Origin of the sequence: Kribbella sp. NPDC026596 (assembly GCF_040638415.1) — a bacterium.
In the GTDB taxonomy this organism is placed as follows: Bacteria; Actinomycetota; Actinomycetes; order Propionibacteriales; family Kribbellaceae; genus Kribbella.
Genome location: NZ_JBEZYF010000051.1, coordinates 26,702 through 47,498, shown reverse-complemented (window position 1 = coordinate 47,498; position 20,797 = coordinate 26,702). Strand labels below are relative to the sequence as shown.

21 protein-coding genes are annotated in these 20,797 nt (G+C 69.1%); 6 read left to right on the top strand and 15 right to left on the bottom strand.

The features are described 5' to 3' along the window. The first annotated feature begins 16 nt into the window (after positions 1 to 16). Together AB0E63_RS32590 and AB0E63_RS32585 are read left to right on the top strand one after the other, a co-directional pair. The gene (locus tag AB0E63_RS32590; RefSeq protein WP_360374751.1) at positions 17 to 970 is read left to right on the top strand and encodes an aldo/keto reductase; all 954 of its coding nucleotides are present in this window, start codon (positions 17 to 19) and stop codon (positions 968 to 970) included. After that, positions 967 to 1,311 carry a YciI family protein gene (locus tag AB0E63_RS32585; RefSeq protein ID WP_360374749.1) on the top strand — a complete coding sequence of 115 codons (345 nt, stop codon included), beginning with the start codon at positions 967 to 969 and terminating at the stop codon, positions 1,309 to 1,311. The genes AB0E63_RS32590 and AB0E63_RS32585 overlap by 4 nt, the downstream gene beginning before the upstream one ends. Here the strand turns inward: AB0E63_RS32585 and AB0E63_RS32580 are convergent. From AB0E63_RS32580 to AB0E63_RS32540, 9 genes are all read right to left on the bottom strand, one after another. Continuing rightward, positions 1,308 to 1,739: a GNAT family N-acetyltransferase gene (locus AB0E63_RS32580; protein ID WP_360374747.1), complete on the bottom strand. Its 432-nt coding sequence runs from the start codon at positions 1,737 to 1,739 to the stop codon at positions 1,308 to 1,310. The genes AB0E63_RS32585 and AB0E63_RS32580 overlap by 4 nt on opposite strands. A 41-nt stretch (positions 1,740 to 1,780) precedes the next feature. Next, a complete protein-coding gene (locus tag AB0E63_RS32575) occupies positions 1,781 to 2,068 on the bottom strand; it encodes an antibiotic biosynthesis monooxygenase (RefSeq protein WP_360374745.1) in 288 nt (95 codons plus the stop codon). Between the two features lie 10 nt (positions 2,069 to 2,078). Beyond that, complete coding sequence (locus tag AB0E63_RS32570) at positions 2,079 to 3,227, bottom strand: VWA domain-containing protein (protein ID WP_360374743.1); 1,149 nt, start codon at positions 3,225 to 3,227, stop codon at positions 2,079 to 2,081. 1 nt (position 3,228) lies between these two features. Continuing rightward, positions 3,229 to 5,406: a DUF5682 family protein gene (locus AB0E63_RS32565; RefSeq protein WP_360374741.1), complete on the bottom strand. Its 2,178-nt coding sequence runs from the start codon at positions 5,404 to 5,406 to the stop codon at positions 3,229 to 3,231. After that, positions 5,403 to 6,485: an AAA family ATPase gene (locus AB0E63_RS32560; protein ID WP_360374739.1), complete on the bottom strand. Its 1,083-nt coding sequence runs from the start codon at positions 6,483 to 6,485 to the stop codon at positions 5,403 to 5,405. The genes AB0E63_RS32565 and AB0E63_RS32560 overlap by 4 nt, the downstream gene beginning before the upstream one ends. Next, on the bottom strand, positions 6,482 to 7,900 hold the full coding sequence (locus AB0E63_RS32555) for a DUF5691 domain-containing protein (RefSeq protein WP_360374737.1): 1,419 nt from the start codon (positions 7,898 to 7,900) through the stop codon (positions 6,482 to 6,484). Before AB0E63_RS32555 ends, AB0E63_RS32560 begins: the two co-directional genes overlap by 4 nt. Then, complete coding sequence (locus AB0E63_RS32550; RefSeq protein ID WP_360374735.1) at positions 7,897 to 9,195, bottom strand: SWIM zinc finger family protein; 1,299 nt, start codon at positions 9,193 to 9,195, stop codon at positions 7,897 to 7,899. The genes AB0E63_RS32555 and AB0E63_RS32550 overlap by 4 nt, the downstream gene beginning before the upstream one ends. Before the next feature lie 205 nt (positions 9,196 to 9,400). After that, positions 9,401 to 11,548: an MFS transporter gene (locus AB0E63_RS32545; RefSeq protein ID WP_360374733.1), complete on the bottom strand. Its 2,148-nt coding sequence runs from the start codon at positions 11,546 to 11,548 to the stop codon at positions 9,401 to 9,403. Between the two features lie 279 nt (positions 11,549 to 11,827). Continuing rightward, positions 11,828 to 12,679 carry a LysR family transcriptional regulator gene (locus AB0E63_RS32540; protein WP_360374731.1) on the bottom strand — a complete coding sequence of 284 codons (852 nt, stop codon included), beginning with the start codon at positions 12,677 to 12,679 and terminating at the stop codon, positions 11,828 to 11,830. An 88-nt stretch (positions 12,680 to 12,767) separates the two neighbouring features. Between AB0E63_RS32540 and AB0E63_RS32535 the strand changes: the two genes are divergently transcribed. Beyond that, on the top strand, positions 12,768 to 13,676 hold the full coding sequence (locus AB0E63_RS32535; RefSeq protein ID WP_360374729.1) for a TIGR03564 family F420-dependent LLM class oxidoreductase: 909 nt from the start codon (positions 12,768 to 12,770) through the stop codon (positions 13,674 to 13,676). On the opposite strand, the gene AB0E63_RS32530 is transcribed toward AB0E63_RS32535, so the two are convergent. From AB0E63_RS32530 to AB0E63_RS32515, 4 genes are all read right to left on the bottom strand, one after another. Further along, entirely contained in the window at positions 13,658 to 14,395 is a 738-nt protein-coding gene (locus AB0E63_RS32530) for an amidohydrolase family protein (protein ID WP_360374727.1), read from the bottom strand. The genes AB0E63_RS32535 and AB0E63_RS32530 overlap by 19 nt on opposite strands. After that, positions 14,392 to 15,285 carry an SDR family oxidoreductase gene (locus AB0E63_RS32525; RefSeq protein ID WP_360374725.1) on the bottom strand — a complete coding sequence of 298 codons (894 nt, stop codon included), beginning with the start codon at positions 15,283 to 15,285 and terminating at the stop codon, positions 14,392 to 14,394. The genes AB0E63_RS32530 and AB0E63_RS32525 overlap by 4 nt, the downstream gene beginning before the upstream one ends. Before the next feature lie 45 nt (positions 15,286 to 15,330). Further along, positions 15,331 to 16,077 (bottom strand): SDR family oxidoreductase, encoded by a 747-nt coding sequence (locus AB0E63_RS32520; protein WP_360374723.1) that lies wholly within the window; start codon positions 16,075 to 16,077, stop codon positions 15,331 to 15,333. A gap of 151 nt (positions 16,078 to 16,228) precedes the next feature. Beyond that, positions 16,229 to 17,161, bottom strand: coding sequence for a LysR family transcriptional regulator (locus AB0E63_RS32515; RefSeq protein WP_360374721.1), 933 nt, complete (start codon positions 17,159 to 17,161; stop codon positions 16,229 to 16,231). A 91-nt stretch (positions 17,162 to 17,252) separates the two neighbouring features. Here AB0E63_RS32515 and AB0E63_RS32510 point away from each other — a divergent pair, with 91 nt between their 5' ends. After that, positions 17,253 to 18,323, top strand: coding sequence for a serine hydrolase domain-containing protein (locus AB0E63_RS32510; protein WP_360374719.1), 1,071 nt, complete (start codon positions 17,253 to 17,255; stop codon positions 18,321 to 18,323). A gap of 31 nt (positions 18,324 to 18,354) precedes the next feature. On the opposite strand, the gene AB0E63_RS32505 is transcribed toward AB0E63_RS32510, so the two are convergent. After that, a complete protein-coding gene (locus AB0E63_RS32505) occupies positions 18,355 to 18,531 on the bottom strand; it encodes a hypothetical protein (RefSeq protein WP_360374717.1) in 177 nt (58 codons plus the stop codon). A gap of 308 nt (positions 18,532 to 18,839) precedes the next feature. Here AB0E63_RS32505 and AB0E63_RS32500 point away from each other — a divergent pair, with 308 nt between their 5' ends. Then, on the top strand, positions 18,840 to 19,655 hold the full coding sequence (locus AB0E63_RS32500; protein ID WP_360374715.1) for a SigB/SigF/SigG family RNA polymerase sigma factor: 816 nt from the start codon (positions 18,840 to 18,842) through the stop codon (positions 19,653 to 19,655). Positions 19,656 to 19,678: 23 nt separating this feature from the next. Beyond that, entirely contained in the window at positions 19,679 to 20,149 is a 471-nt protein-coding gene (locus tag AB0E63_RS32495; protein ID WP_360374713.1) for a DNA polymerase ligase N-terminal domain-containing protein, read from the top strand. A gap of 1 nt (position 20,150) precedes the next feature. On the opposite strand, the gene AB0E63_RS32490 is transcribed toward AB0E63_RS32495, so the two are convergent. Next, positions 20,151 to 20,795 (bottom strand): nitroreductase family protein, encoded by a 645-nt coding sequence (locus tag AB0E63_RS32490; protein ID WP_360374711.1) that lies wholly within the window; start codon positions 20,793 to 20,795, stop codon positions 20,151 to 20,153. Between the last annotated feature and the right edge of the window lie 2 nt (positions 20,796 to 20,797).

Here is a 20,797-nt window from a genome sequence, read left to right as displayed (position 1 = left end):
ATCCTAGGGTCGCGGCATGCGGATGGTGGAGCTCGGGCGGACGGGACTGACGGTGAGCCGGCTGGGGCTGGGGCTCGCTTCGATCGGGGGGATGTTCTCGGCCGTGCCGCAGCGACAGGCCGTCGCGACCATCGATCGGGCCTGGGAGCTCGGCGTCCGGCTGTTCGACACAGCGCCGGTCTACGGCTACGGACTCTCCGAGCAACGCGCCGGGCTCGCGCTCCGCGGGCGACCGCGTCACCAGTTCGTCCTCTGCAGCAAGGTCGGCCGCCTGATCGAGCCCGGCGGGCCGGACATCCAGCCGATCTGGGCCGAGCCGCCGCCCGGTCTCGGTCCCCGCCTCGACTATTCGTACGGCGCCGTGCTCCGCTCGTTCGAGGCGAGCCTGGAGCGGATGGGCATCGACCGGATCGACATCCTGCACATCCACGACCCCGACCTCGACTACCTGACCGCCTCGACCGAAGCCCTCCGGGCGCTGTCCGAGCTCCGCGGTCGCGGCACGATCCGGGCGATCTCGCTCGGCGTGACTCACGCGGACGTGGCGGCCCGGTTCCTCCGCGAGAGCGGCCCGGCCGGACCCGACTGCATCCTGCTCGCCGGTCGGTACACGCTGCTCGACCAGTCCGGCGCGGACGAGCTCCTGCCGCTGTGCGAGAAGCTCGGCGTCGCCGTTCTCGCCGCCGGGGTGTTCCAAGGTGGCGTCCTGGCCGACACGGCCGAGGGCGCTCCGCACGGGTACGCGCGAGTCCCACGCGTCCTGCTCCGGCGAATCGACCGACTCCGGGAGCTCTGCCGGGAGTACGGCGTACCGCTGCTGGCGGCCGCACTCCAGTTCCCGCTCGAGCATCCCGCCGTACCAGCCGTGGTGGTGGGTGCCCGAAGTCCGCAGGAGATCACCGACGTCGCGGCGTGGCTCGACCACGAGGTCCCACAAGCGTTCTGGACCGCATTAAGGTCTGCCGTATGAGGTACATGTTGCTTCACAAGACCAACGACAGCCTGGAGGCCGGGAACCCGCCGGATCCGGAGATGCTGGCGCGGGCGGACGCCGTCCTCGAGGAGATGCGCCAGGCCGGCGTGCTGCTGCTCGGCGAGGGGCTGATGCCGAGCTCGCGCGGGGCCCGGGTCACGTTCCCGAGCCCGGGTCAACCGCGCGTGATGGACGGGCCGTTCGCCGAGACGAAGGAGCTCGTCGCGGGGGTGTCGATCATCCGCGTCGACTCCAAGGAGGAGGCCGTCCACTGGGCCCTCCGCTTCGCCGAGGCCGACCCGAACACCCCCATCGACATCCTCGAGATCGCCGGCTAGAGCGTCAGGTGCAGTAGCGGGTAGGGCTTGTTGGTCGAGTCGGTCTCGCTGCGGGCGACGACCCGGAAGCCGTGGTGCAGGTAGAAGCCGACGGCCTGCGGGTTCTGCTCGTTCACGTCGACCTTCGTCGCGTAGAACGACCGGAAGGCGTGCTCCAGCAGCAACGAACCGCCACCTTGCCCGCGGTACGCCGGGTCCAGGAAGAGCATCTCGACGTTGCCTTCGGCCACCCCGATGAAGCCGATCAGCAGCCCGTCGTCGGCGCGCAGTCCGGCGAGCAGCGGGATCTCCCCGAACGACGCCCGGACCAGCGGCCGGAACACGTCCAGATCCGCCTCGGTGACGAAGTCGTGCGTCACCCGGACGGACGCCTCCCACAGTTCGGCCGCCCGGTCGTACTCCTCCGGCCGGATATCGCTGATCTCCATGCCGCCAACGGTCGCACCGACACCGGGGGCTGTCAGGTGGATTACCCCTCGCCAACGCCTTCCTCGGCGACGACCAACGAGTCGATCGCGGCGAAGAAACGCGCGATGCCCGGCAGGTTCCCGCCCTTGTCCCGGGACGCGGCGAAGTCCTCCGGAGTGGCCCACTCGACGATGTCCAGCCACTCGTCGTCCGGCAGCCGCACGAGCCGGGCGCCGAGGAAACCGGTCCGGTCGGCCGCGAAGTCCGCCAGCATCTCGGCCCGGGCGGCGAGCAACTCCTCGGTCTTCTCCGGTAGCACCCGGAAGCGAGTCAGCTCGACAGTCGTCATGAGGTTCCTTTCAGGCGAGGTTGGTCGAAGCCCAGGAAGTGATGTCTTCATGGCGGATGGCCGCAGCCATCAGGTCGGGGAAGAGATCGGGCGTGCAGGCAAAGGTGGGTACGCCGAGGTCCGCGAGAGCTGCCGCGTTCTCGGCGTCGTACGACGGGGTGCCCGAGTCGGCCAGCGCCAGCAAAGCGATCAGCTGTACGCCGGACTCGACCAGCGACCGGGCTCGCCGCAGCATCTCCTCGCGGACACCGCCCTCGTAGAGATCCGAGATGAGGACCATCACGGTCTCGGCCGGCTTGGTGACGAGCTCCTCGCAGTAGGCGAGCGCACGGTTGATGTCCGTTCCACCGCCGAGCTGCGTCCCGAACAGTACGTCGACCGGATCCTCCAGCTGATCGGTCAGGTCGACCACTGCGGTGTCGAACACGACCAGACTGGTCCGCAACGTGCGGATCGATCCGAGCACCGCGCCGAACAGCGACGCGTACACGACTGACTCCGCCATCGAGCCGGACTGATCGATCGCGAGCACCACGTCCCGCTGGACGCTGTGGTTCCGTCGCGCGTACCCGACCAGCCGGTCCGGGACGATCGTGCCGAGCGCCGGCGAGAAGTGCTTGAGGTTGGCCCGGATGGTCCGGTCCCAGTCGATGTCCGAGTGCCGCGGCCGGCCGGTCCGCCCGGCCCGGTCGAGCGCGCCGGTGACAGCCGCCCGGGTGCGCTCAGCCAGGCGCGCCTCCAGTTCGGCGACGACCCGGCCGACCACGTCCCGCGCGGTCTGCTTGGTCTCCTCCGGCATCACCTCGTTGAGCGCGAGCAGCGTGCTGACCAGGTGTACGTCGGGCTCGACCGCCCCCAGCAGCTCCGGCTCCATCAACATCCGGGTGATGCCGAGCCGCTCGACCGCATCCCGCTGCATCACTTGGACGACGGTGCTCGGGAAGTACTGGCGGATGTCGCCGAGCCACCGCGCCACCCGCGGCGCCGACGAGCCGAGCCCGGCCGCTCGCTGCGTGCCGGACTCTCCCGGGATGGCGTCGTACAGCGCGGCCAGAGCAGCGTCGACGGATTGGTCCGCCTTGGACAGCGTCGTACCGGTCTCGGGATCGGCTTCGCTCCCGAGCACGAGCCGCCAGCGGCGCATCCGGTCGTCGTTCATCTCACACCCCCAGCAACTGCGCGACGACGGGCAGAACGGACGCGGCCAGCTCGGCATCGAGGTCGTTGTCATCAGCAACGATCACGGCCGCCGGATCACCGAGCGCCCGAGCGCGGGTCCCGATCGACCGGCGCTCCGGCGCGGCGAACGTGCCGAAGGTCCGGCGCAGCAGCGGCAGCACCTCGACGAACGCATCGTCCGGGATCGCGTCCAGCCACGCGTCTACCAACGTCAGCAGGCGTTCGTCGTGCACGAGCAGCAATCCACCACCGGCCAGGAAGCCCTCGACATACCCGGCGGCATCCGCGGTCGGCGTACCTGGTGAGAGCGCACGCCCGAGCCGCAGCGCGACCTCGTGATCCGGCAACCGCGAGGTGTCGAGCATCAGCCGGGTCAACCGGCCGCGGATCAACGGCGGCACCGCGGCGCGATCACTCAACCCCTCCAACGTGTTCAGCCACTCCAACCGCACATCCTCGGCCAGCAAGGCGGTCGCGTCCTGCACGCCGTCGATCAGCTCCTGTACGGCGGCAGCCGCATCCGGATCGAGCCCGTGCACGGTCCGGCCGAGGCCGGCGCAGATCCGCGAGACCATTCGCCCGGCAACCGAGGCAAGTCCCGCGGTGTCGGTGCCACGCACATCGCCGTACCGCGACGAGCGGGCGAGCGCCGGCAACGCCGCCATCAGGTGGCCGACATCAGCATCTGCGGCCGCCCGGGTGTCCACGCCCCGCAGCAATGACGGCAGAGCCTCGGCAAGGTCGGCGAGCAGCGATTTCTCCAGCGCTGCCGTGACGTCGGCAAGCGTCGACGACTCGTCGGCCACGCGCAGCATGACCGTGGTCGCGGCGCCGACAACCGTCGTGCCGTGCGCACCGGCGGCGACCAGCTCGACCTCGAGTCCCGGGTCCCAGGTCAGCCGCCACATCTCGCGGAATGTGCCCTGCGCCCGCCGCTCATCGGTGGCCGGCACACCCCAGTGCACACCGAGAATCCGCAAGCGGTGCAGGAGTCTGGACTTCTCCACGTCATTCGGCTTGCGCAGGTCGAGCTCGACCACCCGCTCGGTCGCGTCCCGCCGCATCCGCAGCCGCCGCGCCTGCGCCGCGAGATCCGCCGCGACCGGCGCCTGCGGAGTCTCCCCGGGCACCGATCCGAGCAACTCACCGACCACCGCTTCCCTCGTCACGAGATCAAGCAGTACGTCGTTCCCGCCGCAGAGCACCGCCCGTGTCGCCTCGGTGACCTCGCTCAATCCGGCCAACGGGCGTTCCCGCAAGGCGGCCAGGGTGTCCGCGAGCCGGACCGCCTCGATCACGTGTGCACTGGACACCGGAAGATCCTCGGCGCGCAACACCTGCGCGACCTTCGACAGCCAGCGGGTGGTGATCTGGTCGGGTGCGGTGAACAGATGGTGGTACCAACCCGGTGAGGTGATGCCGGCGCCGTACCCGCTCGTCGCGGCCAGCCGGCCGTGCGTCCACGGGACCCAGGTGCAGGCGACCTTCCGCTTCGGCAGACCCTTCAGGATCCGCTGATCATGTGTTGCCGGAGGCAACGGCAGTTCGAGCGCTGGCACGTGCCAGGCGCCGCAGATGACCGCGATCCGCTCGAATCCTTCGCGGATCGCCTTCCGCAGCACGGTGCGCATGTACGCCTCGCGCTGCGCCTCGCGGCCAGTTGCTTCCTCGTCGTGACGGAGTTCGCGCATCGCGTCGGCGATCACGGTGAACGGCTCGGCCCCCTCGCGCCGCGACTCGATCACGTCGTCCCACCAGCGCTCGGGATCGTCGTACCCACCGGCGTTCGCGAGCGTGGCCAGTGGATCGATCGACGCCGCGCGCCGGCCGTCGCGACCGGACGAGGCGAACTGCTGCGCGGCGGGCAGGTCGCAGAACCGCACCGGTACGTCGGCAGCGAGCGCGTACTTGATCGCCTGCCACTCGGGACTGAACACCGCGAACGGCCAGAACGCAGCACGAGTCGAGTCGTCGACCGCATACGCCAGGAGTGCGACCGGCGGCTCCATCTCCTCGGACGCGGCCAGCTCGACGACCTTGTCGGCCTCCGGCGGACCCTCGATCAGCACCACGTCAGGCCGAAGCTCGGCCAGCGCGGTCGCCACCGCCCGCGCCGACCCCGGCCCGTGATGCCGGATCCCGAGTAGGTGAACGGTCATCCGGAGATCTCCCGGCAGGCACGGTAGAACGGGGCCCAGTCGTCGCGTTCGCGAACGACGGTCTCCAGGTACTCCGACCAGACGACCCGGTCTGCGGACGGGTCTTTGACGACGGCGCCGAGGATGCCGCCGGCCACGTCGGTCGGCCGGAGTACGCCGTCGCCGAAGTGGGCCGCCAAGGCGAGGCCGCCGGTGACGACGCTGATCGCCTCCGCGGTGGAGAGCGTGCCGGACGGTGACTTGACTGCGGTACGGCCGTCCTCGGTCCGGCCGGACCGCAGTTCGCGGAAGATCGTCACGACGCGGCGGATCTCGTCGAGCGCGTCGTCGGGTTGCGGCAGCTCGAGCGCCGTACCGAGCTGGGCGACCCGGCGGGAGACGATCTCCACCTCGTCCTCGGCGGAGTCCGGCAGCGGGAGGACGACGGTGTTGAAGCGGCGTCTGAGCGCGCTGGAGAGTTCGTTGATGCCCTTGTCGCGGTCGTTCGCGGTCGCGATGACGTTGAATCCCTTGCGGGCCTGGACCTCCGTGGCCAGTTCGGAGATCGGGAGCGTCTTCTCGGACAGGATCGTGATCAGCGCGTCCTGGACGTCGGACGGCATCCGGGTCAGCTCCTCGATCCGGGCGATCTTCGCGTCCGTCATCGCCCGCTGCACCGGACTCGGTACGAGCGCCGCCTCACTGGGGCCCTGGGCAATCAACTGGGCGTAGTTCCACCCGTACCGGATCGATTCCTCCGCGGTCCCCGCCGTACCCTGCACGAGCAGGGTCGAGTCACCGCTGATCGCCGCCGCCAGGTGCTCACTCACCCAGGTCTTCGCGGTTCCTGGTACGCCGAGCAGCAACAGCGCGCGGTCCGTCGCAAGGGTCGCCACCGCAACCTCGATCAGCCGCCGCGGACCGACGTACTTCGGTGAGATCTCCACGTCACCCGCTTTGCCACCCAGTAGATAGGTGACCACAGCGGCCGGCGAAAGCCGCCACGCCGGCGGTCGCGCCCGGTCATCCGCATCCGCCAAGGCGGCGAGCTCCGTTGCGTACTCCTCTTCCGCATGCGGCCGCAGTACTTCAGTGGTCATGACAACTCCTCGTACAGTTCGCGACGGAAGGTCAGGGTTTCTACCAGGCGGCGGCGCCAGGTGTCTTCTCCGCCGGTCGGCTCGCGGGTGATCGGGTGGTCCAGTACGTCGGGTGGCACGGCGCGGGCGGTGATACTCGCCAGCCTGGCCCACGCGCGGTTGGTGCCGACCTTGGCGAGCTGATCGAGGATCATGCTTGCGAGCGAAGGCGGCCACGGCACGGGCAAGCCGCCGACCAACTCGGCCACGTCCACTGTGGTCCGGAGGACGTCGACCGCTCGGGCCCATTCCTCTGGAGGCAGCAGGCGCAGCAGTTCGGCCGGGCTTCGGCTGCCCGTGCTGGCGTTCGTCCGCAACAACTCACGCGCCCACGCGGTTGCCAGGTTGGAGGCAGCGGCTTCCCGGATGGCTGCCTCGGTCCAGGCTGCTTGTAGAAGCTCGGGCGCGCAGCCCTCCACCGGCGTCTCCAACCAGCTGAGCTCCATTGCGGACAGCGGGGTATTGGCGACGACTTGCAGGAACCACCAGGCGCGTTTGCCGATTCCTTCTGGGTTCTGGGAGTCGATGCCGTCGCGTTCCATCGATGCGCTCGCGCGTCGGGGCAGGTCGACGGAGAGCACGCCTTGGGTGGCGGTCAGGTGGGAGTGCAGGCGCTCGGTCATGCGTTCGCCGTACCGAGAACCGGGAATGCGGGCGAGCAGGCGAGCGGCGGCTCGGCGGACTTCCTTGGAGCGGTCGTCCAGGGCCGCTTCCAAGAAGTCCTCGTCGGACAAGGACAATCCGTCGGCGAGCAAGGCGAGGAAGTCGGTGCGGGTGGCAGCGGATTCGGTCGGCCAAACCTCGGTGAGAGCTTCCAACGCGGCCTCGGGGTTTCGACCGCGGAGGGCTCGGAGCCAGCTGCGTCGTTCGAGGGCGTTGCCGTGCGTCCAGGGTTCCGGATCGTTGCTGTCAGCAACCGCCGCGTAGAGGAAACGCCACTCCGGATTGAGGTCCGCGAGCCAGCGCGCACGCCGGCCGGCGGCGGCAACGACGAGTGGACGGTACTCGGCCCGGTTGCGCGCGTGATCCGCCAACGCGGGCAAATGCTCGGGCGGCACACCCCACCCGCGAGCGTCCGCCGCGCGCAACCACTCGCCGAGCGCGGTCGTCTGGAATCCACCGAGCATCGCGGCCAGCCGCCGAATCGCGACCGGTCGAGGCAGCGGCCGATCCTCACCCGGTGCGGCCGGCAACGGTTCGAGGTCGCGGAGTGGCTTGCGACCGGCACGCTTGTACACGGTCGCGAGTGCGGCGGCGTCCAGCAGACCACCATCCCCCAAGCGTTCCTGCACAGCCTCAGGCAACTCTTCGAAATGCGCCGGCCGTCGATCCGTGCCCAGCAACGCCGAACTGACCAGTCCGTCCCAACCCTTCACAGGATCACCGGCCGATCGTCGTGCCAGCAGGTCATCGGGCGGAATCCGGCCCGGTTCCACTCACCCGCGACGGTGACCGGGTCCCCGGCCGATACCGCGAGCAGCTTCCACGGATCCACGCCGGGCAGCAGTTCCAGGCCGTCGCCTTCGGAATCCACGAGTGCCCACCCTTCGCCGTACGGCGCCGGCCGGACGTCCTGCAGGACCAGCGGCCAGCGTTCGTTCCACGGGTCGGCGGCGACGGATTCGACGTACGACGCCAACGCCTGGCGCGCGGTGAATCCGGACGGCCGGGGTGCGGGCAACCGAGGCGCGGTCTGGGTGAGAAGGGCTCGCATCGGGAGTGCGCCGGGATAGAAGGACAGCGCGCCCGGGACGTACTCACCCGGTCGAGCCGGGAGCGGGTCGAGTGGTCGCCCCGCGGCGGCGAAGCTGAGGATCAGACCGAGCCGGCCGGTTGTTGCCCCACGCAACCAGATGCGGCGGACCGTGAGCCGCTCGTCGGGCTCGATCACGCGCCCGAGCACGAGCCAGTCGTCCTCGACCTTCTCCCCCTCGGCCAGCACCCGCGCGGTCTCGACGGTCCAGCCGATCCGGGACTGTACGGTGTCGGCGAGCGACGGTGGCAGCTCGGCGAGCCGGTCGTGCGACGAGACGATCAGATGGATGAGCGACAACTCCTCGAGCAGTTCACCCGGCCACCCGTGACCGCGGCCGACGACGCCGGCCGCTCGCCGTACCGCTCCGGCTACCCCGGGCGCCTGCGCGTCGACCATGCGGGCCGCCAGGCGGCTCAACTCGGTATACGCCCGCTGGTCGAACCCACCGAGCCCTTGCCGGACCTGATCGTCCAGCCAGCTCGCCAGCTCAGCCATCCCGGCCGACACCCGATCAGCCCGGCGGGACGCCCGCTGCTGAGCAGCCAACGGGTCCGCAACCTCGCCCGGCTTCCGCTCCGGCCGCTCGGCCCGCGCCGCGCGCTGATCCACCCACGACGTCACCCACTCCGGCTCGTCCCCCGGTTGCACGTCTCCGCCGGCCCAGAGCAACAGCAGCCCGAGCGCATGCTTGCACGGGAACTTCCGGCTCGGGCAGGAGCACTTGTACGCCGGTCCGCTCAGATCGACCGTGGTCTGGTACGGCTGCTTGCCGCTCCCCTGACACAGTCCCCACACCGCCCGCTCGGACGCGCCGGTCTCCGACCACTTCGCCGTACGGGCTTGCGCTTGCCCAGCCTTCGCGGACGCAGGATCAGGCGCCAGCCCCAGCACCTGCTCCACGTCCCACGGCCCCACGGCACTCCTCGCTCGACAAACCCTCCCCCGGAAGCATGCCATCCACCCCCGACACCCCCACCAACCACACCCGAAACCACAGCCAGGAACTGGGGGCTGGGCCGAGGCAGTCGGGACCGGGGACCTGTTATTCCACGTCTCCAGCCCCCACGATGTGAGCCAGGTCCCGACACACATCCGTACCTGCGTGGGGGTAGTCCGGTGGTTAGCCGAAGGGTTGGCGGTTGGGGGTGTTGTCGGGGTAGCCGTTGGGTGCGGTGTGCGGGATGGAGGGTGGTGGAGGCGGGGTGTGGGAGAGGCCGTCGCGGATGGTGCCGAGGAGGCGTTGTTCGACTGCCTGCAATTCAGCGATGCGTTCTCTGATTTCCAGTTCTTCGGCGCGGGCGACTGCCAACACTTCGTCCGCCTCGGTTCTCGCGGTTTCCCGGAGGTGGTCGGCGGTGCGTTGGCTAGCGCTGAGGACGCTCAGTTCGTAGCGGCGGAGCTCGTCGACGAGCTCGCCGGCTGGGCGCTGGGCATCCAGGATCGCGGCGGCCGGGTGCGGGACGGCGTCGGGGAGCGTGTCCTCGAGGGCGGCGATCTGCTGGTCGACGCGGGTGAACAGGTGAGCGACGTCGGTGCGCATCTGGCGTACGACGTTCGCCGCGGCCTGGACACGTTCGTTCGCCTCACGTTCACGTTCGCGAGCGGTCCGCTCGGCCGACGTGATCACGTCGAGGGCGACCACCGCGGCCCGCTCTGCCGGATCGTCGGGAACGGTCTCACGCACCGGTGCTGCTTCGGAGGAGGTCATCGCGACCGTGCGCCGCAGTGGAACCTCCCGGATGAACAGCACCGCGAGCAGGCTGACCACCGCCGCACCGGCCGCGATCACGAAGATCATCCCGGTCGCATCGCCGTACGCGTGCCGCACGATCTCGGCCAGCGGCGCCGGCAGCGCATTCACGTCCAGCACGCTGCCACTCGACCCGCTGGAAGCCGCGGCCGCCGCCTCCGGCCCGAGAGCCCGGATGTTCTCGGCGATCAGATTCATCACCCGGTTCGCCAGGACCGCGCCGAGCACCGAGACCCCCACCGCACCACCGAGGCTGCGGAAGAACGTGACCGTGGCACTGGACGCGCCGACCTGGCTGACGTCGACGGTGTTCTGTACGGCGAGCACCAGGTTCTGCATCATCATGCCCATGCCGATGCCCATCGAGAGCATCCCGAGGCCGACGTACCAGTAAGGGCTGGCGTGGTCGATCGTCCCGAGTACGCCGAGGCCCGCGGTGAGGAACAGCCCACCGAGCACGAGGTACCGCTTCCACTTGCCGAACCGGGTGATCAGCTGCCCGGACCCGACCGACCCGAGGAACGACCCGAACATCATCGGGATCGTCAGCAACCCGGCCTCGGTCGCGCTGTAGCCACGTGCCACCTGGAAGTACTGCCCGAGGAACACCGCGCTGCCGAACATCGCCACCCCGACCGACAGGCTGGCCAGGATCGCCAGCGCGGTCGTACGTTCGCGGACCACCTTCACCGGTACGAGCGGCTCGCGCGCGTGGGTCTCGACGATGATGGCCAGGATGCCGAGGACCGCCGTACCGCCGAGGTAGGCGCCGGTCTGCCAGGACCACCACGGGAAGTGCTCGCCGGCGAACGACACCCAGATCAGCGGCAGGCTGGCCGCGCCCGCGATCAGGATCGCGCCGACGTAGTCCATTTTGACTTTGCGCTTGATGACCGGCAGGTGCAGGTACCTCTGCAAAACGAGCAACGACAGTACGGCGAGCGGCACGCACACGTAGAAGCACCAGCGCCAGCCGAGCCACGACGTGTCCACGATGACGCCACCGACCAGCGGTCCGGACACGGTGGCGACCGCCATCACGGCGCCCATGTAGCCGGAGTACCGCCCGCGGTCGCGCGGTGGGATCGCGGCCCCGACGATCGCCTGGGCGAGGGCCATCAGGCCGCCCATCGCCAAGCCCTGCAGGACTCGCGCGCCGATCAGGAACGGGACGTTGTGCGCGGCTCCGGCGAGCGCCGACCCGGCCACGAACATCAGGATCGCGAGCTGGACCAGCAACTTCTTGCTCATCAGATCGGAGAGCTTGCCCCAGACCGGGGTGGACACCGTCATCGCGAGCAGGCTGGCGGTGATCACCCAGGTGTACTGCGTCTGGGTGCCTTCCAGGTCCGCGATGATCGTCGGCAGCGCGTTGCTGACGATGGTCGAGCTCAGTACGGCGGTGAACAGCGCGGCCAGCAGTCCGGCCAGGATCTCCAGGATCTCGCGGTGCGAGAGTCCGGGATCACCCGAAGAGGTAACGGCTGTGGGCGTGTCCAAGGTCCGGGTGGCAGACATCGGGTTCCGTTCGTACGCGGGGTCGCTGCGGCCGAAGCAGCGGGGTGTGCTGCTCCGGGGCGGAAGCGGCCGGCGTGTCCTCACCCAGCCTGATATTTGGTTGCAAGAGCCAACGATAAACCCGCAGCGTCAGCGACCGCTCACCGGGAGCCATCAAAGTCGCCTGGATCCAATTGTGAGACGAGCCCTCCTCGGAACAGGCTTCCCCGCGTACAGTCCCGTTCTTGTTGAGAGATCAACACCCGGCCCCCCGGCGGTGCTGTCAGGGCCCGCCGGGGGTCATTCGAAGGCCGAGACGAGTACGTCGGCGCACGCGGCCGGCCGGCCCGGGGCGATCACCAGGTTGCCGGGAGCGCTCAGCGGTGGCGCGAACGGCCCCATCCACAGGACCCCTTCGGCCGATCCGCACGACGTGCCGTACACGACGGTCCAGGCCGGCGAACCGGTCGACATCTCGACGATCGCGCTCTCCAGGTCGTCCGCCGCCCGTCCCGGCACCGGCTCGAATCCGGCGTCCCGGCAGGCAGCGGTGAGGAACTCCCGCAGCCAGGGGTCGGACGGCAGTCGCATCGGCAGGCCGGCCAGGTCGACGAGCTTCACCCCGTCGTCCGACCGGTACGCCGATGGCACCAGGACCGACAGCGGATCCCGCCAGAGCTCGATCACCTGGAGATCGGCGGCGGCCACCTCGCCGCGAACGAACGCGGCATCCAGGTCACCGGAGCGAAGGGCATCCAGGTGGTCGGCCGCGGCTCCTGAGCTGAGCTTGATCTCGAGGTTCGGAGTACTCGATCGGAGGGCGGCGAGACCGCGCTCGAGCCGGTCCCGCAGACCCGGCGCCGTACCGATCCGGAGAACGCCGGCCCGGCCGGATGCGAGCTCCGCGGCGACCCCGGTGGCGTGATCAGCGGCGCCAAGAATCGTCCGCGCCTCGCTCAGCATCCGCTCGCCGTCGCCGGTGAGCCGGACGTGCCGCGACGAGCGGTCGAGGAGCTTGAGGCCGAGTTCCCGTTCGAGCCGCGCGACCTGCTGACTGACCGCGGGCTGGACGATGTTCAGCCGTTCGGCGGCCCGGCCGAAGTGGAGTTCCTCGGCGACGGTGACGAAGTACCGCAGCTGCCGTAGCTCCATTGGCCACCCCCAGCGATCACGATTCCTTATCACTGCACAGCGTAGCTGCGTCTTGGTCGCCGATCGCCGCGCTCGTTGACTGGTGGACATGAGAAACGGACTGTGGATCGAGGAAGAAGGCCTCCGGATCGAGGAGGTCGGGGCAGCCGCGCGTACGGCGCAGGACCACGGCGTGGACCGCATCTGGTTCAGCCAACGGACCGGTTGGGACGCACTCACTCTGATCGCCGGGGCGGCGCCGCTGACCTCGACGATCGAGTTCGCCGTCGGCGTCGTACCGATTTACCCGCGACACCCGATGGTCCTGGCAGCGCAGGCGCTCAGCGTGCAGGCCGTATCGGGCAACCGGCTCACGCTGGGGATCGGGACGAGTCATCCGCAGATCATCGAGGGGATGTTCGGCCTGTCGATGGAGGGGCCCGCGAAGTACACACGCGAGTACGTCGAAGCGCTCGGACCACTGCTCTCCGGCGAGCCCACCAACTACGCGGGTGAACGGCTGACGGCTCGCGGTCAGATCGAGATCACCGGCGCGGAGGCGCCCGACTTGATCCTCGCCGCACTAGGCCCGCGAATGCTCAAGACGGCCGGCGAACTGACCGCCGGGACGATGACCAGCTGGGTCGGACCCGAACTGATCGAGAGCTACATCCGCCCGACCATCGACCGGGCCGCGACTGACGAAGGTCGGCCGCAACCACAGGTGATCGCGGCCGCCTGCATCGCACTCACCGACGACGCAGATGCGACTCGCGAGTGGATCCGGGAACGCTTCGGTGCCGCCGGCGACATGCCGGCGTACCGGGCGGTGCTCGATCGCGGCGGGAAGGCGGGACCGGAGGACACCGCCGTACTCGGCGACGAGTCGGCGGTAGCAAAGGAGATCCAGCGATTCGCGGACGCGGGGACCACAGAGTTCGTCTTCTGCCCGGTCGGGACGCCGGAGGAGCAGGAGCGGACGATCAGGTTCGCCCTCGACTACGCGGCACAGCAGTAGCCGCTGCCGGAAGCGTACGAGAGGTTCTTCAGCTGACCGGCCACGTTCGACGTCCCGTGAAAGTGGTCGATGCGCTCGCTGAGGAACGGGAACAGGTCGCCTTGCGCGACGACCACGAAACGAATGCCGGGGTAGCGGGTCAAGACACCGGTCAACGCCAGATCGGTGACCGCCCGGGCCGTGTCGAAGGGGAACTCGATCATCGGTCGCGGCCGGTCCAGCGCGACCTGACGCCACTGTGGTGGTGACGTCGGATGCAGCAGCACCATGGCCGACCTCGCATCCAGCTCCCGCCACAGTGGCTCCCACGACGGGTCGCCCGGATACATGCCGCCGGCATTGCTCAGCAGTACGACGCCATCCGCGTGCAAGACGTCGTACGCGTAGTCCACCTCGACCAACGCGCCTTCGACATCCGGCAACGGCAGGCTCGCGAAGAATCCGAACCGGCCCGGATGATCACGGCCCAGCGTCGCGGCGGCCTCGTTGACCTGCCTGGCCAATACCTGGGCCCGGAAGTCGTCACCGAAGTGCACGCCCGGCGACGGCACCGACAGCACAGCCTTCTCGATCCCAGCCCGGTCCATCTCCGCCAAGTGCTTCCGCACAGACCACTTCGGCCAGGCGGGCATCCCGTCTGGCCGAAGGTGTCCCGCCCGCTCCGCCGCCGCGACGTACTCCGGCAGCAGGAAGTGCGCGTGGAGGTCGATCAAGGTCATCCCGCCAACGGGTGCAGAAGGTCGTCGAGACCGATCCGGCGGAGCAGCTCGGCGCGGACCCGGTCGGCAACTCCGTTCACCACCGCGGCGCCGTCGTCCGATGGGTCGATGTGGACCCGGAACGGCCGGCGGCCCTTCTCGGTACCGACCACGGTCACGATCGCCTGGGCGACCTCCGCGACATCGGCCCAGGCCGGCTCGAGCTCGGCCAGCTTCTGGGAGACCTGCTCCATCAGCCCGGCGTACTTCGTCTCGTACGCCGCGACCACGTCCGCATCGGCCGGCGAGCCGCTGTGGGCGAAGTGATTGGTGCCGTGGGTGAAGGCACCCGGGACGACGATCGTCGTCTCGATCCCGAACCGCGCGACCTCCAGCGCGTAGCTCTGCGCCAGCGCGTCCATCGCCGCCTTCGCCGCGAAGTACGGAGCCAGGTACGGCGGAGTGCCGCCGCGGGTGCTCGAACTGCCGACCCAAACCATCAGCCCGTCGCCCTGTTCACGCAGATGCGGGAGCGCCGCCCGGTTGAGCCGTTGCGTGCCGACCACGTTGGTGTCGTACAGCGCGGCCAACTGCTCCGGCGTGAAGGCCTCGGCCGGACCCGTGACCATGTGGCCGGCGTTGTGCACGAGTACGTCGAGACGTCCTTGCTCCCTGATCACGGTGGCGACGGCCTGCTGGGTGGAGGCGTCCGTGCTGATGTCCAGCTCGACGGCGCGAAGGTCGACCTTGCGCTCGGTCGAGTACTGCTTGGCGTCCGCGGCGGCGGTTGCGTTGCGGCCCGCGACATCGCGCATCCCGGCGTAGACGATGTGGCCGGCGTCGGCCAGGGCGCGGGCGGTGAGGGCACCGAACCCACTCGACGCACCACTGATCAGAATTGTCTTGCTCATGACGGTTTCCGTTTCTGGGGAGGGCGGGCGAAGGGATGGTGCTGGTCAGGCGGCCGAGCCACCGTTGGCGTAGATGACCTGGCCGTTGATCCAGCGGGCCGGGCCGGCCAGGAAGGCGATGATCTCGGAGATGTCGGACGGCTCGCCCAGACGCTCGAGCGGCGGCTCGGCGGCGATCCGGTCGATCAGTTCCTGCGGCTTGCCTTCGAAGAACAGCGGGGTCGCGGTCGGGCCGGGGGCCACGGTGTTGACAGTGACGTCGCGGCCGCGCAACTCGCGGGCCAGGATCAAGGTGATCGCTTCGACGCCGCCCTTGGTGGCGGAGTAGGCGGAGTAGCCGGGCCTGGCCAGCTTGGTGAGGGAACTGGAAACGTTGATAAGTGCACCGCCGGAGCGGAGTCGCCGAACCGCCTGCTGGTCGACCACGATCGTGCCGCGGAGGTTGGTCCGGACGACCCGGTCGAAGACCTCCAGGTCGAGGTCGGCGAGCGGCGACAGCGGCATGATCCCAGCGGCGTTCACGACCACGTCGACTCCGCCGAACTCCTGCTCGGTCCGGTCGAACAGCGCGGCGACCGCGGTCTCGTCGGCGACGTCGGCCTGAACCGCGATCGCCCGGCCACCCGCCTGCTCGACCTCCTTGACGGCCTCTTCGGCGTTGCTCTGGTTGCTGGCGTACACGATCGCCACCGCGTAGCCGTCCCGGCCCAGGCGGGCAGCGGCCTCACGGCCGATTCCGCTCGATCCCCCGGTCACGATGGCGACCCGTCCGGCGGTGGTGTTCTCGGTCATCGTCCTGCTCCTCGATCTCGGTGTCTTGCTGACACCAAAGATCTTGCTGCGACCGATGCATCAAGTCCAACGACTCAAGTCGATGGGTAAATCAATCTAATTGATCCACCTGCCCGATCCGCTGCCGTTCCGCGTGTGGCTTCCGGGGGGATCACTTCTGTTGACTCACGTCCTCGCCGAGTTCCGTGCCCGGCGGCTGCCGGAGATGGGTGCTGACCAGGCCGAGCAAAGCCCGCAGCGCCGCGGTCGGCTTCCGCTTCTTGAGCGTGGCCATGTACAGCGACCACTGGAACGACTCGTCCTTGATCGGTACGACGCGGATCGCGTCGACGCCGGCCACGGCGTACCCGGGCAGGACGCCGAGGCCGACACCATGCGCCACGAACTGGACACCGTTCTCGATCCCGAGCGCCTCGACCACCACGTGCCGCGACAGCCCGGCCGCCTCGAACCGCTGGTCGATCAGCGTCCGGGTGCCGAACCCGGGCGGGAAGTCCACGAACGCCTCGTCAGCGAGGTCGGCCAGCGTCACCGTCCGCCGGCGCGCGAGCCGGTGCCCGACCGGGACCGCGAGAACCTGGGGAACCCGGAGCAGTTCCCACGCGGTCAGCTCGCGCGGCACGCTGCCGGCCGCGATCCCGAGGAAACCGACGTCGATGTCTCCGTTCCGCAGCGCGACGATGACACCGGCCGACCCCTCGGCGTCGACCCGGAGTTGCAGCTCGACGTTCGGGTAGCGCCGGCGGAACTCACCAGCCGCGGCCGGCAGGTCGATCAGCCCGAGGCCCGGCAGCAGGCCGACGCGGACGGATCCACGCATCCCGGAGCCGAGCTCGTCGACGACATCACGAGCCCCTTGGACCGCGTCCATCACCGCGAGCGCTTCCGGGAGGAACGCCGTACCGGCTTCTGTCAGCACCACGCGCTGGGCGCTGCGCTCGAACAGCGTGACCTTCAGATCCCGTTCCAGCGCGGCGATCGCGGCGCTCACCGCGCTCTGCACCACGTGCAGCCGCCGGGCCGCCAACGTGAAGCTCCGCTCGTGCGCCACCGCCACGAAGTACTCCAGCTGCCGCAACTCCACCACCGCAGTCTGTCATCGCCATCACGTCAAGAAGGCCATTCCCGTTCCGACTCGTCCGTGAAAGGGCACGCGGACAGACAGGATGAGAAATGTGACGAACCTTCAGGATCAGATCCAGGGGCGGCTCGACGAACTCGTGGCGACCGAGCTCGGGCTGCAGGTGGCGGTCTATCAGCAGGGTGAGCTAATCGTCGACGCAACGGCCGGGACCACGTCGGACACCCTTTTCTACAGTGCATCCACCGGCAAAGCGGCCACCGCGACCGTCGCCAACGTGCTGGTCGACCGGGGTGTTCTCGAGTACGACGCCCCGATCGCGAACCTCTGGCCCGAATTCGCAGCGAACGGCAAGGAGAAGGCGACCCTGCGACATGTGCTGACCCACTCGATCGGACTACCGGCCCTCGCACCCGGAACCACGGTCGAGGACACCACCCGGTGGACGACGATCACGTCGTACCTCGCCTCCGCCGAGCCCTGGTGGGAGCCAGGCACCAAGATGACCTACCACGCCGAGACTTTCGGCTATCTGGTCGGCGAGATCGTCCGGCGCGCGACCGGCCGGCGGATCTCCGACGTACTGCGGGACATCGCCGAGCCACTGGGGATCGCGGACGAGGTCTACATCGGTGTACCGCTGGACCAGCAATCCCGCGTCGCCACGCTAATCGAACCGGACGGGGCCGAGGAGACGTTCGCAATGCTGGCCGGACTGTTCGCAAAGGTCACACCGCCGGAAGTGCTCCCCCGGGCCGCGCATTTCAACGGCCGGCCAGAGGTGCTCGCCGCCGAGCGTCCGTCCAGCGGCTTCCTGACTGCCCGCGGCATCGCCAAGCTGTACGCGGCTCTGATCGGCGAGGTCGACGGTGTCCGACTGATTCGGCCGGAACGGGTCGCCGAAGTCACGGGACCTGTGTTCACCGGGCCGGACGAACTGCTGGGCAACGACGGAACGTGGGCGATGGGTTACGCGATCGGACGGCTCGGCTCGACGGCCGAGGAGAGTCCGACGACGTTCGGCATGCCGGGCATGGGTGGCAGTGTCGCCTGGGCCGATACGCGCTCAGGCGTTGCGTTCGCCCTCACTCGGGCGCTGTTCGACCCGGCGCAGTCGGCGTCGGCGATCGAGATCGGCAACCTGGTTGCGAAATCTCTCTGCTGAATCAGCCTTATCTGTCAGGGGATTCAGCTTCCTAGGATTCGCGCACCGACTGCTGGTCGACCCAGACGAGATGGCCGTGGTGGCTGACGAGAATCTCGTCGGCCCCGGCCGTCCCGGTCCGGCGGCCCAGTTCCTGGCCCGCGATCCAGCGGCCGCCGATGCGGACCTGGACGGCGGTTGGCCGGACCGGAGAAGTGGCTACTGGCATGGCACCTGACTTCTGGACAGGGGCGGAGGGAGTGGAGTGACGTCGTACTGCGCTGGGGTGGTGCTGGAGTTCGGTCATCGTCGCCCTCGCAAGGGAACAAAGCCAACGTCGGGGGGCTGGCTTCCCAACCAAAGGCCACCCTACAACCGCTAAGTGACGCGCCGTTAGCGGTAATTCAGATTGCTCGGAAAGGACAGCCGGCCGACGCATAACCGCCCTATCCTGGGGTAGGAATGTCAGAGCAGGCTCCTGGCCGCGGTCCAGACCATGTGCCGCGCCGTGACATTCACGTCGCGAGGTCAGAACAGATGAACACCGCACCACTCAGCACCGCCGCCGATCAGACGGCCGATCCGGCCGAACGGCGAGACGAAGAAACCCGATCGCTGCTCACCCGCCGCGCGGCCAGCGCCGACGCCGACGTCCGCCAGGCCCTCCTGGATCAAGCGATCGAGCTCAACCTCGGCATCGCCCGCAGTATCGCCATGCGCTTCCGTGGCCGTGGCGTGGAAGCGGACGACCTTGACCAGGTTGCCTCCCTGGGCCTGGTCAAGGCCGCCCACAGCTACGACACGGCCACGGACACCCCGTTCCTGGCGTACGCCGTACCGACGATCCGGGGCGAGGTGAAGCGGTACTTCCGCGACTGTTCCTGGACCGTCCGGATCCCGCGGCGGCTGCAGGAGCTCCAGGGGTCGATCGGCGCGGTCCGGGCTGGGCTGTTCCAGGAGCTCCACCGCGAGCCCACGGCGCCGGAGCTGGCCGAGGCGATCGGCAGCGAGGTCGAGGACGTATCGGCCGCGCTCGCCGCGGACGGCTGCTTCGCGGTGATGTCGCTGGACCGTCCGCTCGAGGGGGACGCGGCCGCCAACCTGGGCGAGTCCCTCGCCTCCGACGACACGGCGTACGAGCGGCTGGAGACCGTCGCCATGCTCGAACCGGCGCTGAGCAGCCTGGAGCCGCGCGAGCGTAGGATCCTGGAGTTGCGGTTCATCCAGGAACAGACCCAGGCGGACATCGGCGCCGAGATCGGAGTGAGCCAGATGCAGGTCTCCCGGCTGCTCCGCGGCATCCTCGAGGTGCTCCGGGACCGGATCGAGTACCCCGCGGCAGCCGCCGCTTGACGTCGTCCAAGCCCATTTTCGTGGTGCAGCTGCACGATGCCCGGCGGCTGCACTACGACGTCCGGCTCGAGGTGGACGGCGTACTGAAGTCGTGGGCGGTTCCGCGCGGGCCGTCGCTGGACCCGACCGTGAAGCGGCTCGCGGTATTCACTACGGACCACGATCTGGAGTACGCGTCGTACGAAGGTGTGATCGCGGACAGTCAGTACGGCAGTGGCGCGGTGATCGTCTGGGACGCGGGCGTCTTCACCAACCTGACCCGGGACGATCGCCGGCAGTTGGTGGATCCGGCGGTGGCGATCGAGCGCGGGCATCTGAAGGTGCAGTTGCACGGGGTGAAACTGAACGGTGCTTGGGCGTTCACCCGTACCGGCGAGGACTGGCTGCTGGTGAAGGTTCGTGACGACGCGGCCGATCCGGCACTCGACCTGACCGTCACCGAACCACGCTCGGTCCTGAGCGGCCTGACCATCGAGGAGATGGCCGCCTCGTGACCTACCAGGTGTCGAGGTGCAGAACTTCGTCGACTGGCTGACGCGGCGCGGGCTTGAAATTCGTGCCGATCGTGTACGCCGTCGGGATCAGCACCGTCTGCCGGACTTCTTCGGGCAACCCGAGCAGTCCGCCGACCTCTTGCTCGTACGTCATGTGCAACGTGGTCCACGCCGTACCGAGTCCGCGGGCCCGGGCGGCGAGCATGTAGCTCCACGCGGACGGCAGGATCGAGCCCCAGAGGCCGGCCTGGTTCCCGGCGGGCAACGAGGTGGCCGTCATGCACGGGATCACCAGCACGGGGACCTGGCCCATCCGCTCACCCAGGTAGGCCACGCTGTCCCCGACTCTGCGCTGCACGGGCCCGCGCACCGGGTCGTCGGCGTACAACTTGCCGGCGGCTCCGGAGCCGGCCAGGTACTTCTCGACCGCAAGGCGGTAGTACTCCCCGATCGCCGCCCGCTTCTCCGCATCCGTGATCACCAGCCAATGCCAGGTCTGCCGGTTACTCCCCGACGGCGCCTGCAACGCGATCTCGATGCACTCCCGGATCAGCTCGAGCGGAACAGGCTTCTCCAGATCGAGCCGCTTCCGCACCGTGCGGGTGGTGGTGAGCAGTTCGTCGGGCGACAGGTCGAGTGTGGTCACAG